Source organism: Bradyrhizobium sp. 197 (assembly GCF_023073375.1).
Taxonomy (GTDB): Bacteria; Pseudomonadota; Alphaproteobacteria; order Rhizobiales; family Xanthobacteraceae; genus Bradyrhizobium.
This window is the reverse complement of sequence record NZ_JADPJJ010000077.1, coordinates 19,856-33,254: the sequence shown is the minus strand read 5'-3', so window position 1 is coordinate 33,254 and position 13,399 is coordinate 19,856. Positions and strand designations below refer to the sequence as shown.

At 59.2% G+C, this 13,399-nt stretch carries 14 protein-coding genes and 1 pseudogene; 7 read left to right on the top strand and 8 right to left on the bottom strand.

Going from position 1 to position 13,399, the window contains the following annotated elements:
• Positions 1-44: 44 nt before the first annotated feature.
• The 3 genes from IVB27_RS18160 (at position 45) to IVB27_RS18150 (ending at position 1,871) form a co-directional block, all read left to right on the top strand.
• A complete protein-coding gene (locus IVB27_RS18160; RefSeq protein ID WP_247444729.1) occupies positions 45-767 on the top strand; it encodes an outer membrane protein in 723 nt (240 codons plus the stop codon).
• Positions 768-826: 59 nt separating this feature from the next.
• The gene (locus IVB27_RS18155) at positions 827-1,312 is read left to right on the top strand and encodes a DUF992 domain-containing protein (protein ID WP_247352221.1); all 486 of its coding nucleotides are present in this window, start codon (positions 827-829) and stop codon (positions 1,310-1,312) included.
• Positions 1,313-1,406: 94 nt separating this feature from the next.
• Positions 1,407-1,871, top strand: coding sequence for a cysteine rich repeat-containing protein (locus IVB27_RS18150; RefSeq protein WP_247444727.1), 465 nt, complete (start codon positions 1,407-1,409; stop codon positions 1,869-1,871).
• A gap of 576 nt (positions 1,872-2,447) precedes the next feature.
• On the opposite strand, the gene IVB27_RS18145 is transcribed toward IVB27_RS18150, so the two are convergent.
• Positions 2,448-2,855, bottom strand: coding sequence for a hypothetical protein (locus tag IVB27_RS18145; RefSeq protein WP_247444726.1), 408 nt, complete (start codon positions 2,853-2,855; stop codon positions 2,448-2,450).
• Between the two features lie 351 nt (positions 2,856-3,206).
• On the opposite strand from IVB27_RS18145, the gene IVB27_RS18140 reads away from it, so the two are divergent.
• Positions 3,207-4,007: an LssY C-terminal domain-containing protein gene (locus tag IVB27_RS18140; protein ID WP_247444804.1), complete on the top strand. Its 801-nt coding sequence runs from the start codon at positions 3,207-3,209 to the stop codon at positions 4,005-4,007.
• A gap of 201 nt (positions 4,008-4,208) precedes the next feature.
• Here the strand turns inward: IVB27_RS18140 and IVB27_RS43625 are convergent, their stop codons facing one another.
• From IVB27_RS43625 to IVB27_RS18105, 6 genes are all read right to left on the bottom strand, one after another.
• Complete coding sequence (locus IVB27_RS43625) at positions 4,209-5,021, bottom strand: GNAT family N-acetyltransferase (protein ID WP_524536489.1); 813 nt, start codon at positions 5,019-5,021, stop codon at positions 4,209-4,211.
• 307 nt (positions 5,022-5,328) lie between these two features.
• Entirely contained in the window at positions 5,329-5,487 is a 159-nt protein-coding gene (locus IVB27_RS18125; RefSeq protein ID WP_247444725.1) for a hypothetical protein, read from the bottom strand.
• 173 nt (positions 5,488-5,660) lie between these two features.
• Positions 5,661-6,230: a NuoB/complex I 20 kDa subunit family protein gene (locus tag IVB27_RS18120; RefSeq protein WP_456649770.1), complete on the bottom strand. Its 570-nt coding sequence runs from the start codon at positions 6,228-6,230 to the stop codon at positions 5,661-5,663.
• A 64-nt stretch (positions 6,231-6,294) separates the two neighbouring features.
• Positions 6,295-6,510, bottom strand: a complete 216-nt coding sequence (locus IVB27_RS18115) for a hypothetical protein (RefSeq protein WP_247352227.1) — start codon at positions 6,508-6,510, stop codon at positions 6,295-6,297.
• 120 nt (positions 6,511-6,630) lie between these two features.
• Positions 6,631-7,518 (bottom strand): hypothetical protein, encoded by an 888-nt coding sequence (locus IVB27_RS18110; RefSeq protein ID WP_247444724.1) that lies wholly within the window; start codon positions 7,516-7,518, stop codon positions 6,631-6,633.
• A gap of 4 nt (positions 7,519-7,522) precedes the next feature.
• Positions 7,523-9,514: a protein-L-isoaspartate(D-aspartate) O-methyltransferase gene (locus IVB27_RS18105; RefSeq protein ID WP_247444723.1), complete on the bottom strand. Its 1,992-nt coding sequence runs from the start codon at positions 9,512-9,514 to the stop codon at positions 7,523-7,525.
• A 373-nt stretch (positions 9,515-9,887) separates the two neighbouring features.
• Between IVB27_RS18105 and IVB27_RS18100 the strand changes: the two genes are divergently transcribed.
• The 3 genes and pseudogenes from IVB27_RS18100 to IVB27_RS18090 form a co-directional block, all read left to right on the top strand.
• On the top strand, positions 9,888-10,214 hold the full coding sequence (locus IVB27_RS18100; RefSeq protein WP_247444722.1) for a hypothetical protein: 327 nt from the start codon (positions 9,888-9,890) through the stop codon (positions 10,212-10,214).
• 317 nt (positions 10,215-10,531) lie between these two features.
• Positions 10,532-11,038 carry an Hsp20/alpha crystallin family protein gene (locus tag IVB27_RS18095; RefSeq protein ID WP_247444721.1) on the top strand — a complete coding sequence of 169 codons (507 nt, stop codon included), beginning with the start codon at positions 10,532-10,534 and terminating at the stop codon, positions 11,036-11,038.
• 127 nt (positions 11,039-11,165) lie between these two features.
• Positions 11,166-11,555 (top strand): annotated as a pseudogene (locus IVB27_RS18090) (IS481 family transposase); the annotation flags it as partial.
• 1,399 nt (positions 11,556-12,954) lie between these two features.
• On the opposite strand, the gene IVB27_RS18085 reads toward IVB27_RS18090, so the two are convergent.
• Complete coding sequence (locus IVB27_RS18085; protein WP_247444803.1) at positions 12,955-13,341, bottom strand: response regulator transcription factor; 387 nt, start codon at positions 13,339-13,341, stop codon at positions 12,955-12,957.
• Positions 13,342-13,399: the final 58 nt, after the last annotated feature.

Here is a 13,399-nt window from a genome sequence, read left to right as displayed (position 1 = left end):
ACTTGGCGGCAAACTTGGCGGCTTCGACTCATAAGGACCAGCTCATGTGGCGTTTGGCACGTATCGCTCTCCTCGCCACCACGACCGGCGCTGTTAGCGCGTCGGCATCTGCTGCCGACCTCCCGGGCCGAGTGGAGTCCCTCGCGCCGGTCGCCTATGCGCCTGCGTTTTCATGGACCGGCTTCTACGTTGGTGGCGAGCTGGGGTGGATACAAACAAACCCCCAATACACGACCGGCGCGCTACTGCTCGGGGCTCCGTTCCTGCTCACATCCGGATCGCGTAAGGATGGCCTGACATATGGAATGCTCACTGGCTATAATTACCAGCTGGGTCAGTTGGTGTTGGGCGTCGAAGGTGATTTTCAGGGATGGACGGTCGGCGCTATACGCTACACTGCAATCACCGGTGATTTCCTTACGGCGCATAGCAAATGGGGCGGCTCGATACGCGGGCGGCTCGGCTACGCTGCCGATCGCGTCCTGCTCTATGTGACGGGTGGAGCGGCGTTCGCATCCATCGAAACCTCGATTCCCTTTACCGGTATTTCAGTCGGTGGCGACGGCACGCGCGTGGGCTGGACGGTCGGGGCCGGGCTGGACTACGCCGTCACAAACAACTGGTTCACAGGGCTCGAATATCGCTACTCACAGTATCAATCCAGATCCTTGGTGTATCCAATACCGGTTCTTAATCTTGGCATCATCGGGTTCAAGCAAGAGCTGAGCAACAACCAGGTCACGGCTCGCCTGGGCTATAAGTTCTGAATCGTTTTCGACCCTGGCTAAGCCCACATCGAGTAATTGCAGCAACGCGGGATTTCGTCATGCTCAAACATCTAGGCACGCTGTTGCTCGTGGGGCTCGCCACGCTGTTCGTATCACCTGCGGTTGCCCAACAGCCGCCTCCCGGAGTTAGCGTCGGTACCCTGACGTGCAAAATGGCGCCTTCCATCGGCTTACTCTTTGGATCCCGCCAGCGGATGGCATGCCGCTTCGCACCCAACGGCCCCTATCCGCCAGAAGCATATCTTGGCGTGATGGGCACTATTGGTATCGATATCGGGATCACGGCAGGCGGGGCGATGGCATGGGGCGTCTTTGCACCAACGGCAGGTCCACGACGCGGATCGCTATCCGGCACCTATGTGGGTGCGAGTGGCGCCGTCGGCGTTGGCGTCGGCGTCGGCGCCAATCTGCTGTTCGGTGGAACGGGACGTTCGATCGCCTTGCAGCCGCTCTCCCTCGAGGGCTCGGTCGGGATCAATTTGTCGCTTGGAGTTTCAAGCCTCACGCTTTCCTTGGCGCAATGAATTACAGCCAAAGAGCATCCCTCAGCGTTCATCACGAGCCTGCAGCCAGTTCAACGACCGCGCGGTTCGGAGCCAGTCATCAGAGGACGTATCGATGAGAATGACAGTCAGATCAATTATCATCCTTGGGGCTTTCCCGTGGCTCGCCATTTCGTCGATTGGCACGGCTTCCGCGCAGGCAGACGTCGGAAAGGCGCTTTTGGAAAAGCTGACCGCCAGGGTGGCAAAGCTTGAGAGCGCCTGCGCAAGCGATATCAAGAAATACTGCAAAACGGTGACGCCTGGTGAAGGGCGCATGATTTATTGCATGCAAGCCCATGAAGACAAGATTAGCCCCAAATGCGCGTTTGAACTCGGGGAAGCCACGACAAGTGTACAAACAACGGCAGACGTCCTGAAAGACGCTGTGATTGCATGCAAGGCCGAGATAAGCGGACCGTGCGGAAAAATATTGCCCGGCCAAGGTCGAATGGCTGCTTGTCTGCTGTCGAATAAATCGACAGCGTCTGCAGGTTGCGTCGAAGCCATTCAGAAGATCGAGTCCATGGCCGCTCAATAGCACTGCAAGCGCGTAGCATCTGTCAGGGATAGCTGTCTCTCCTCCCGTGTACTACGCGGCATGGTCGATCGGGCCTGAAAGGCGAGTCACTGCCTCGCGGAGAAGCGGCCATGAACAAGGGACGGGGGCCACTCTTGTTCTCCTGAATACAAGATCCTTCGCTGACGCCAACACATCAATTCAATTCGCCCGGAAGCTGTTTTTTTGAAGTTCGCCAGGGCTTGATAACTGCCTTCGCGGCGAGACTTGCACGCTTGCAGCACCAGACGATTTTGACGCGGCGTGCAAAGTTATCGCAGGTAATGAATTTTCGAGATTGGAGTTAGAATACCTGGTCCGTCCAAGCCCGACACTTATGTCACGATTGCAACAACAGCATGAATTGATTGGCAAGATGGCCGTCGCGGACAGCGCTCGTCCGGCAATCTCACGTTTCCGATCATCGGTCTGAGCGGGTAGAATTCTCAGCCGGGCAAATTGATGGGCTGCGACTGAGATCGTTGGGGAAAATTCCCACCCCTCAGTTCCGCCGCAAGCCTTGAGGATGAATTCCGAACGAGGAGACTGGCAACAGCATCACATCGGGCAACGCGAATAGCTCAAAGTTAAGTCCGGCATTCCCGGGAAAATTCTTACGATAGTGTTGTCGTCGACGACTTTCGCGCTGAATTGAACATTCGATGCCATGATGTCATCCGCACATCTGGCGATGATATGAAGAACATTGCCATCTTCTTTCCGCCTGCTGACGGTACAGGTCTGCATTTGCCCCCGAATCTTGTCTCCCTCCAGGATGAACCCACCGCCGTACTGGTCCGAATCCTGCCGAAAGGAAATCGCACCGTCCTTCTTCATGAAAACTTGGCCGCAAGACGAGGGAGAAGTGGCCCACGAGCCGGTGATTTCGAGCGCGTTCGCCGGAATGGCGAGGGCCGACCAAGCAATAGCAAGCGTCGGAACGAGGAGGCGTGCTCTGCGCTTCATATGATTCTCCACGTTGCTAAGTGTCCCGCAAATCCGGCGGCGGATCACCATTCAGGAGAGACTACGGGAGATCGCTGGTTTCCGGCTATGCAGTTTCGGCAGGAAGAGAGGGTTCGGTCGACCGGGCAATTATCGCGGCGGTTTCCGCGCGCTGGCCGTAGAGTCCTTGAATTCGGGCCATCGAGAGTATGGAAGGCGAAGCGGGACGGCCGATTTCGCATAGTCGTCACGATGCGCAGTTCCTAAGATCGAGGCTGTTTGCGTAAGCCAAGCTGGGGCCGCATGCTCGCCAGGTGGCATCAGAGCGTTGTCGGAGTTCGGACGTTGGACAAGCTACGGAGGCGCTGGGGGATGTCGTTCGGGAGAGGGCAATGGTGGCTTGCCGTTTTTGGTGTCGGTGCACTCGGCTATCTGCTGGTGGCGTACGTCTTGGCTCCTTCCTTCTGGAAGCACCATGAACACGAACCCGGGCTGGCCGATTTACCCGAGGTAACTCGCACAGCAGACGGCATTCCCGGCGATGCACTGAATGTCGGGTTGGTCGGCGACGCCCAAGATATTGCCCGCGCGATGCATGCCGCGGAATGGTTTCCCGCAGACCCTATCACTCTGCGCACAAGCATTGAGATCGTGGGTAGCGTCATTCTCGACCGGCCATACCGCGACGCGCCGGTCAGCCCACTGTTCTACGACGGAAAACGAGAGCAGCTCGCTTTCGAGAAACCGGTGGGAAGCAGCGCGGACCGTCGTCATCACGTTCGACTGTGGAAAGTTCTCGAGAAAGGGACCAGCGGGCGACCGGTCTGGCTTGGCGCAATCACCTTTGATCGGGGAGTTGGAGTGAGTCGCGACACCGGTCAAATCACCCATCACATCGGGCCGGATATTGACGCTGAGCGAGACCTTCTGATGCACGACTTGCGAGCCGCCGACATGGTTGAGGCGTTTTTTAAGGTTTCCGGAGTTGGACCGACACTATTTGCGCGGAATGGCGAGGGAGATCCTTATTACACCGACGGGGAAATCGACGTGGCGCGCCTTGTCGTCGACGGTCACAAGAGCACGCAACCACCAGGAGCCTTGCCAGCGCCGGCCTTGATAGCCCTAAAGGACAGGGTCTGGCATGCTGTGAGTGCCGGCGTTGCCAAATAAAAGCGGACGCCCCGTCCTGTGCTCGATGTCGATGCTCTCGGGCCTTGCAGATAAAGAAGAGCCTCAAGACCGTCATACGCAAATACAAAGTTCACCGCTCCGTCGCGAATTGCTTGCGGAATCTCGGCAGGACCAGCGCCTCGAGCTCTGGCTCCTGGCACCCGCTGACCAAGCCCGGATGGTGAAGAAAGCTTCGTCGTTTCACATAAATCCTGGGTTCCGAGGCAGGTACTGGGCCCAACTGCCGAAATCGCGTGAGGACATCAGCAACATCGGAAACTTGATCCGCATGCCGTGCTCGAACGCCGTCGTCAGGGCAGCTTCGCTCGCACCCGGAAGAAATGCCGATACTTGCGGTGCGCCACTCTCGACGGCCAGGCGCAGCGCCGTCCTGAAGGCGGTGGCTGCGGCGCCGGACTGCAGGACCGCGACCGGTCCGATATGGCCGCCGGCATCGACGTAAACGTAGCCGGCCCAATCATCTCCGTCGTACAGGCTGAAGCCTCGCATCCGGCTGTCGTTGATAAGATAGCGATGGTGCTTCTGGCGAGATACTCCAAGCACCCGCTCGTCCGCCTGCACGAGGCGAGCTAGGGTCGAGGCGTCTTGGTCGAGCGGAGCGCATTTGAACTGCGGCCCATTCAGGCGATCGATCAAACGCTCTCGGGGCGCGCTGACGCTGTAGATCGGAAACCGTGGAAACAGTCCGTGACGGATGTAGAGCCCCTGCGACACGGCATTGAAGGCAAAAGTGATCAGAACCCTGTTGGAAGCGCCTGACTTCTTGGCGTGATCTAGCGTCCGTTCGATCAGCTCGTTGCCGATACTCCCACCCTGGCGGTCAGGCGATACGAAAAGCTGCGCCAGAAACCAGATATCGCCGCAGACCCAGCTCCAAGCAAAGCCGAGGATCCGGCCCTCGTCTTCCGCGACCCAGAGACCGTCGGGATCGTCCCTCAGGGAAGAACAACTGAAAATTCGGAGGACTCGCTGCGGCCATGGACCCAAATCCATGGCGGGCCGTGAGATCGTTGATGCTGGCGACGACAAGCGCATCGGCAAGCTCCAGGTCCTCCGCGCGGGCGGGTCGGCAAACCATTGTCATCGAACGACTCCACGATCACGGGAACTCCCGAAAGGTCTGAATACCTAATGCCGCCGGATCAGTCTCCACAGCGTTAGGGACGCAGAAAGCCTCACCCGAGGGCTTCCGCCACGCAAGACCGGACCGCCGGAGGCCAGCGGGCGGACGCCGCCTCAAGCGACCTCGCCGGCAGTCAAGGCACAGACGCGTCCGGACCCAGGAGTCGGAGCGCTCAGCTCAGAACCATTCGCCCGGGGTGTATTTGTCGACGATCAGAACAGAGAGGGACAGCAGCAGGCCCAGGCCACTAAACAGCGCCACCGAAAGCGCGGTATCGATGTCGGCGATCGATTTCGCGGACGCGCGGGGCAGCAGCCATGCAATTGCAGCGTTCATGTCACTCTCCGGTGAAGACGGCCAAGACCCGACGCCCACCATAACAGCAGGCGTTCGTTTCAGGATGACTTCGTGGGATTAACGAAACGGCTTCTCGATGCAGCGAAAACGCCTGTCGATCCGTTCCCCGACCACCGCTGCGAAAAGATGGTTGCGCGGTGTCGGCAAGCTTGTCAGCGCTCGATCGTACCGGTTCGCAGTATTTTCTTTTGCAGGAGCATAACTCCGTACAGCAGCGCCTCGGCGGTAGGTGGACAGCCCGGGACATAGATGTCGACCGGGACGATCCGATCGCAACCGCGCACCACCGAATACGAGTAGTGGTAATAGCCGCCGCCATTGGCGCACGATCCCATCGAGATCACATAGCGCGGCTCCGGCATCTGATCGTACACCTTGCGCAACGCTGGCGCCATTTTGTTGCACAATGTGCCGGCAACAATCATCACGTCGGACTGGCGCGGCGAGGCACGCGGGGCAAAGCCGAAGCGTTCGGCGTCGTAGCGTGGCATCGCCATCTGCATCATTTCGATCGCGCAGCAGGCGAGACCGAAGGTCATCCACATCAGCGAGCCGCTACGTGCCCAGGTAATCAGGTTGTCTGCGGACGTGACCAGAAACCCCCGGTCCGACAGTTCGTGGTTCACTTCACGAAAGAAATGATCGTCCGCGCCTTGCGTGCCGGCATAGCGATGGACGGTCCCGACCGGCGCGGTCGTCGTGGCTGAATGCCCGCTTTGCATTATGAGTTGAATCTTGCCCATGCAAATCTCCTGCTGGCCCAGCACTGGCGGCGCACCGCCTGGTTCAATGAGCAAATCGGTCGAAGCCGAGAAGCAGGGCCAACACTGCAGCTCCCGCCAAGCCTGCGATAAAGATCGCGCGGCGCAGGGGAGTGCGGAGAATGATCTCGCCGCCCCTGGCCTTCTCGGCCGGATAGGGCGCCGTCTGGCGTTCGTTCCTTTCTGTCATCGCTGGATCGGCTCGGTTTCCATGCATCCGATTGGTTTTCGAGAAATGCACGCCGCTCTCGCGCTCTGTGGGGCCAAATCAAAGCAAGGCGAAACGTTCCAGGCCGGCCGGCTCAAATGTCGCGGGCCGGCAACCTGTTCCTCTTGATGCCGCGCGAGACTGCGCGGGTGCTTAGATGAACGCCCCTGGATAATGGGACGTGCATGCCATAACCCAAGTGATCGCCTCGCGATCATATTCATCGCCTGATCGCCAGCTTTCAAAAAATGTGTTTAGGCGCTCGACGCGCTCGGGCCAGACATGCGTCGCTTGCAGACCCAGGGAAACGCCGAAATTGGTGAAGGCGAACTTTGTGTCGCGCAGCGACGGCGCCCGACTGAAATAGCCCGGAGGATCAATCCACATCGTGTCGAGCGACCGCAGTGCGCGTTGCGCTTGCGCGATGGCCCATGACTCTTCAGGAAAGAAGTGAGCGAGCCACAGCATCATACCGAGCGCCAGGTCCTGGTCGATTTCGAGCCCGCGATAGGTCTGCTCGATCATGACGCTCATTTCCGCGATCTCGGACCTGAGTACATCGCTGTCGAGCAGCCGGTAACTGATATAGCCGTCATATGCATCCATGGCGCCCAGACCATAGCCGGGATAGGGACCGCTCAAATCTTCTTTCATTTTCCAGACCACACCGCGGTCGGGGATGACGAATGCCCGATGGATGTCGCGCGCCAACGCAATGCCGCGTTCACGGTATTCAGGCTTCACATCGCCCAGCCGTGCCAGCGCAAAAAGCCACTTCGCGAGGTAGTGAAAGTACTGTCCGTCGCGGTCGGCGGCCTCGCCGATGCGCAGCCCGCGCGAACGGCCGAGTACGCGCTCCACATCGCTCACCAGCCGTTCGGCTTCGTCCAGCCAGCGGCGCTCGCCCAGTTCGCGGTAAAGCGAGACGTACAGCACTACCCCAAAGGCATCAGTCCAGAGATAACGCAGGCCGTTCGGCCAGATCCGCTCGGCCCGCATCCAATCGAGCTTTTCCAGCACATAGCCGATGTCCCGCAGCATCGGGCTACAAGCCGAATGGATAAGTGTCGGGCACGCCGGCCTTGGCGTGCTCCGGTCCTAGCGGCGTAACCGCCGAGGTCTCATCGAACCAGACGAAGGCGTCGAATTGCTGCGGTAGCGAGGCATTGGCGTAGTGGCTCATTAGTTCGGTATCCGGCCTGTAGATGACGCCGATGAACCGCTCCAGCCGCGGCTCCAGAAGACGGCGCCGGACTGCCTGATCGCGGCCAAGATCGAGTAGGCAGCGTGGAACATTGGCATCGTGGCAGGCGCGCTCGTAGCTGTCGCGATGCGACGGTCGCACACGCTTGATTTCCATATCGCCGCCCCAGTCAGAAGCCGCTGCCACGGTGCCCGTGTGCGTGCCGAAGCCGATCAGTGCAGCCTCGCCGCCAAATCGCTCTCGGCAGAGCTGGCCAATGTTCAGTTCATCGCGGACGGCGCCCATTTCCGTGTGACGGGCATCGCCGATGTGAGAGTTATGTGCCCAGACCACGGCCTTGGATTGTGGCCCGTGCGCGTCAAGCAGATGTCCAAGCGTCTCGAACATGTGCGTGTCGCGCAAGTTCCAGGATTCAGCGCCACCATAGTACATGATCCGATAGTAGCGCTCGGCGGAAGCGATCAGACGTGCGTTCTGCGCGGCATCGAGAAAGTCTTCACCGTTCTCAGCAATGTATTCGATCCGCCGTTGCAGCAGCTCCCGACATTGATCGACCACCGCCTTTTCGCACTTGCGGTAGCCTGCTGTGAGCACCGCTCGGCCGTAAGTGGAGGGTTCTTTCTGCCAGGGCGTGAGGCAAGCATAGCGCTCACGCGCCACGGCCGCAGCTTCAGGATCGACTTTGTCGAGATATTCGAGAATGGCGGCGATGGAACCGCTCATGTTGTAGAGGTCGAGACCAAAAAAGCCGGCGCGCTGCTCCGGCTTGAGATTGTCATTGTGCTCCCTCATCCAACCGAGGAACGCATCCACATCGGTGTTGCGCCACATCCAGGTCGGAAAGCGCTGAAATGGCGGCTCCTCTCCAAGACGTGCTCGCCGATGGCGTACATAGCGGTCGGCGGCGGCCGCATCGGGCCAATCCGCTTCGACGGCAACGATCGTGAAACCATGCTCCTCGACCAGACGCATGGTGATGGCCGCCCGCGCGCGATAGAACTCGGATGTTCCGTGGCTCGCCTCCCCCAGCAAAACGACGCGGCGATCGGCGAAGCGATCGAAAAATTGTCCGAAAGCGGGGTCGTCGAGCTTGGGCAGCGGTTCGGCCAGGCCGGCGATCATTTCAGACAAAGTTTGTCCACGTGATTGGTCCTGCGCGCCGCTCGTGGCCGCGCTTCGACCATCCTCCGCCCAGCCCTGTTCGCCGATCAATGGCACGAACGCGACGGCGCCAAGATTCTCTTCTTCGAATTCAGACCCGCTCTTCCGGGTGAGCTTTATCAGAGTCTGATAGCGCTCTTCCTCGCCTACCGGAATCACCAGACGGCCACCGATTGCGAGCTGCTCCTTCAGCGCCGAAGGCACCTCGGGTCCGCCAGCCGCGACCACGATTGCATCGAACGGCGCGGCCTCGGGCCAACCGCGCGTGCCATCGCCGACGCGCAGTTCGACATTGTCATAACCGAGCTTCTTCAACCGTTGCTGGGCGGATTTGCCTAACGAAGGGTGGCGCTCAATGGCGCAGACCCGGTTGGCAATCTGACTCAGGACAGCTGCCGCGTAGCCGGAGCCAGCGCCTACTTCGAGAACGCTGTCGCCAGGCTTTACCTCGGCCGCCTCGATCATCAGCGCGACGATGTAAGGTTGCGAGACGGTCTGACCTTCGCAGATCGGCAGTGGGCAGTCTTCGTAGGCAAATTCTTCGAAACCGGGTTCGACGAAAACCTCGCGTGGCACACGCCGGAGCGCCTCCAAGACGTGTGTATCCCGCACCCCGCGTTTGGCAATCTGAATATCAACCATCTGGTCCCGGGCGCGCGCGAGATCAAGCATTGGCTACCACCTCGTCATCCGGCATGGGTGTGCTCTCCACCCGGACGAAATTCCGCGCAGAGCATCGCCGGCGTCCTTGCGGTCGCGGCTGAGTGCAGCGACAATTTCGTCGAGCCAAATATTGGTCGTCTGCAGTGTCTGTGGACGACATCAAGGCCAGTTGCGCTCATCGCAGCCTCGATCTTTAGCGTCGGTCAAACTCCGTCATGACGGAACGCGTCCTTCAAAACTTCGTTCCAGAGCCTCGATCTATTGGCGGATCCCGGTGCGACGCGGAAAACGACTTATCCAAAAAACTGGTGTGAACCGGAACTACCACGCCGGCTAGAGGGTTCGTTTTGAAGGTCGCAACAAGCAGCAAAGGAGTTGCAGAATGGCAAGAGTGAGCAAGCTCTCAATTGCCGGCTTGGCGATAGTCGGCTTGTTTGGCCTCGGCGCCACCAGTGCGTCCGCGCAGGACATCTATGTGGATCCTTATATCCAGCCCTATCCTGTCGTCGTAGCCCCGGGCAGCGCTTACGTCGCACCGGCGCCGATCGTGCGCGAGCGCACCGTCGTGGTGGGCCGCCCTGGGTACACCCGGCTTCCAGCATATTCGTATCGCGCGCCGATAGTGCCGTACGGCTATGGAGGCTACCACCCCGGATACAGCTACGCGGGATATGACTACGCGACGGATGTGATCGCCTCCGATTGGTGAACCGGATCCGCGGCTACATACAGCATGGCCCCGCCGAGGCGGGGCCATTTCACTAGGCGGTTTCTTTGCTCGCTGCTGCAGATGCACGAGCGCACCTTCTCCCGAAACAAGACGCTGACGATTCGTCGCCGACGTTTCAGCGGTACGGCGCGATCGGATTGCTATCATCTGGCTTGGCCAAGAACATGCGTGTTCCGAGCCAAGCCAAAAATGCGGCAGAGGCTTGAAGTGCTAAATCGCGAGGCTACTTTTTGGATCAGCAGATCAACTTCCGCGTTGGTATGCGGAGGAAGTAGCCTGGTTAAGGGAGGATCATCATGTCCATCAAGGATCTCGTTCCATGGAATAATAGGAGTCGCGAGGTTGGTCTCCCGCGCAGTACGGACGTGCATCCATTCTATACGTTGCAGCGCGAAATCAATCATATGTTCGACGATGCGTTTCGCGGGTTCGATCTAGCGCCGTTCGGACTAACCTCCTGGTCAGCGGATGGGCCGGGTTGGCCTCAGATCGACATTGACGAAACGGACAAAGAGCTGCGTATCACTGCTGAACTGCCTGGTCTCGAGGAGAAGGACGTCAGTCTGCAAATTGCAAATGGCGTTCTCTCGATCTCCGGTGAGAAGAAATCGGAGTCGGTAGATAAGGATCGGCGTTTCAGTGAACGGTACTACGGCCGCTTCGAGCGGCGCATTCCGCTACAGGACGTCAATGAGGATGAAGTCTCAGCCGCGTTCAAGAATGGCGTACTGACAATTACGGCGCCAAAATCCGCGGAAGCGAAGCGCAACGTTCGCCGCATCGCTATAAATCGCAACGGCTGACGTACTCGTTCGCCCGCGAGAGTCTCGCCGAGTTGGGGGCTCGGCGCGACGATGGGAATTTGCGCCGGCCGCGGGTGACGAGCCATTAGTATCGCGCCTGACTTTATCGCTGAAAGAGGCCGGGATGCCGGGCGCCAACAGCCTGATGCAGCAGGAACGCTTCGACGCCTTCGTCGGCGAGTTCAATGCCGAACGGCCGCATGACGCGCTGGGAATGAAATGCCCCGCCGAACTCTACCGCGCCTCACCACGTCCTTACGATGGCTTGCCCGAGTTGATCTATCCGTTCCACGATCGCGAGGTTCTCGTGACCGTTTGCGGGCGCCTTTGCCTGCATCGCAAGCGAATCAATATCTCGACCGTGCTGGCCGGCCAGAAACTCGGCATCAAGGAGGTCGACGACGGCATTTGGCTCGTCAGCTTCATGCACTATGATCTGGGATATTTCGACCTGGAGCAGAAAACCCTGCAACCCCTCGACAACCCGTTCGGCACGAGGTTGTCACCCATGTCTTAGGTACGACCTGTTACCGATGTCTCCGGGCTGGACAGGGGAGCCGTTGGTAGCGGGAGACCGCTACATGGCTAAACCCACTATTGTGGAGGCGCTGTTCTCTTACAGGAGGGCAGCTTAACTCCCGACGTCGCGCCTTCATAGCCCGCCAGGAGCCGCCGTTCTTACGCGGTCCTCGCACGCCCGTGCGTCGACATAAAATTTACGATTTGGACGGAGCCGCTGATTAAGAGGCGTGTGATTTCGCAGCAAGATCAATCGTCATTCCGACAAACGTTTCGTCCCACCTGCATTGAACCCGCAATAGGTTTTCTCGTCTCGTACACCGAGGGCAATAACCTCGCGATCCACCTGGCCTGCGCAGGTTCAATTCCCGGAGACGCAAACACCGATACCAACACGCTTCAAGTCCCGATCTGAGCGAGGCACCTCCCTACGCTACGTCCCGAACGTAAGTAGCGATCAAAAGATCAACGAAAGCGGTGAGCTTTGCGCGGGATTGACCACCTTTATCGCCGTTTGTTCACGGGGTTTCGGTGGTCAATCGGTGGTCGAGTGCATCGACTAACTGTCGGAGCCCGCCTGAGGAAGCGGCAGAGACCATAGCGGATCCGCCGCACCCACCATTCGTTGCCAAAGGACGGCGGAGCTGGATTTCAGGAAGCTCCTCTGCTCGAGGTGCCCAGGGGCGGATCTGGACATCAATCCATCAAACTACAGCCGAGCCACTCCTGCCCACTCGTCACGCCGCACCGCCGGGCGGCACAACGTCGCTACCCAATACGGGTTCTGTCTGCAGGAAGGCGGTACAGGCCAAACGGACGAACGGCGGGTGGCCCCGTCTTGGCGAAGGCGAACTTTCTGCGCGCCTCGACTTCTTTAGAGATGCGCGGTCCAGGCGCCCCATCTCGTGAACGAACTTAGAGCGTTCGCCCAATTGAATGAGCTCCTTGGGACCAGCGATCGAGCGCGTGCCATTGAGGTATCCAGAGGTGTGCGCATTGGCAATGTCCAAAAACTAGTCGAGAATTTGAATGAAGACGGATCACGATCATCAGTCTCTGCGGCATCAGAAGGCGCGCGAGGTCGGGCGTACCATGGCGCGATCTGCTGGAGAGCTTTGGGCCTTACTCCTCTTTCGAGCCCACCGAACAATGCAACAACGACCACTCCGAATGATCGAGAACGTACCGCGCTGAATCCAACGCCGCTATGCGCCCGAGAGCAAACGTCAATCGCCACAACAGCTACGTCCGTTAACCCCGGCAGAAGCTCCACTTATCCAAGCGGAGATTCTGTTCAGACAAAACGGGACCAGCTCTGAGAGCGGTTTTTGCTATGTTCATGCCTCGATAATTTGGAGCTTCTCAACCACTCTCGCCCGAGTGCTGGCGGCCCACTATTACGTGGCGACACCGGACCTGGACAGAGCGGTCTCCAGACAGTGAATCAGAGCCGGCGTCGAAAACGGCTTCGCGAGAAAGCAGATGGCGCCGGCCTTCAGCGCGCGCTCGCGCACCGCGGCGTCGTCTGGAAAGGCCGTCACGAAAATGAAAGGCGTGTGGTGGCCCAGGCCGCGAATATGCACCAACAGATCGACACCACTGATGGCCGACATCTGCACATCCGCGATGACGCAGGACGTCGTCTTCAGTTCTGCCGACTGGAGAAATTCGCGAGCGGAGCCAAAGATGGAGACCGCGTATCCCCGCGACGTCAGGAGATTATTCGTCGCAAGGCGGACTGATGGATCGTCGTCAATGACGGAAATGACCGAGGGGGTTGACAAGATGATCGCTCCTGATCGGGGGCTGCCGATCATGGTGCAGCGCCCACCGGAAACTGGG